Source organism: Pseudarthrobacter sp. rb (assembly GCF_056389225.1).
Map to the genome: position 1 here is coordinate 1 of NZ_JBWJAR010000057.1, position 1,117 is coordinate 1,117.

The following is a 1,117-nucleotide window of genomic DNA, read 5'->3' on the forward strand; positions in this document are numbered from 1 at the left end:
TGTACTAACCCGGTTGGTTGGTGACACGGCTGGCGGGTGAGGCGCCTTTGAGTGCAGTGTGTGGCCTGCGCTGATTGTAGTACTCGATGAAGTCGGGGTAGCAGGATTGCCGTTCGGCTTCTGAGCTGTAGGCCTTGGCGTAGGCCCATTCCTCTTGCAGGATGCGGTTGAAGCGTTCGACCTTGCCGTTGGTTTGGGGCCGGTACGGCCGGGTGCGTTTGTGCCTGATCCCGGCTTCGCCCAGGACTGCTGCGAAGGCGCGGGAGCGGTAGCAAGCGCCGTTGTCCGTGAGCACCCTCTGGATTTTGACGCCCTGGGCGGCAAACGCGGCGATGGCGTTGCGCATGAACGCCGACGCGGTCTCTTTGGTTTCGTCCGGCAGGATCTCGGAGTACACGAACCGGGAATGGTCATCCACGGCGTGGTGCAGGAAGGTGTAGCCGCGAACCTGGCCGCGGTCCTTGGGCCGGCCTTCCGCGACGTTCCGGGCCCTGGAGTTCGCTTCGCCCTGCACCCGCCCGTGGATGCGGTGTCCACCACCGTTGGGGATCCGGCCGAGCTTCTTGATGTCCACATGGATCATTTCCCCCGGCCAGGCATATTCGTACCGGTTGGCGCGGTCCCGGCCACGGACCCTGATCCCTGTTGCCGGGTCGGTGAACCGCAGCGGCGGACAAAGGTAGCGGCTCAGGATGCGGTGCACCGTGGAGACGTTCAGACGCAGGTGGTAGGCGATCCGTGCCGGACCCCAGCGCCGGTTCACCCGCAGCCCCAGCACGCGTCGCTCGGTGCGTATCGGTGTCCTGTGCGGGCAGGTCAGGGGCCGGCTCCTGCGGTCCTCCAGCCCTGCCTCGCCCAGTTCCCGGTAGCGGCGGGACCAGCGCGCGGCCGTCGGGACGGAGACGTTGAACCGCTCAGCAGCCCGGCGTAACGGCCACCCATCCACCACAATGCACCGGGCCAGCTGCAGACGACCCGAATGAGCCAAAAACGCGTTACGGTGGGACACGAGGACCTCCTGGTTTGTGTTCGCTCTCGACAAGCACCACACAACACCCGGAGGTCCTCTTATTGCGTCAAATCCGTCCCCGAGTCACCAACCTGCCGGGACAGTACA

1 protein-coding gene is annotated in these 1,117 nt (G+C 65.4%); it reads right to left on the reverse strand.

The window, feature by feature from the left end; translation table 11 throughout:
• Positions 1-4: 4 nt before the first annotated feature.
• Positions 5-1,009: an IS481 family transposase gene (locus ACWRN3_RS22855; protein ID WP_476742029.1), complete on the reverse strand. Its 1,005-nt coding sequence runs from the start codon at positions 1,007-1,009 to the stop codon at positions 5-7.
• Between the last annotated feature and the right edge of the window lie 108 nt (positions 1,010-1,117).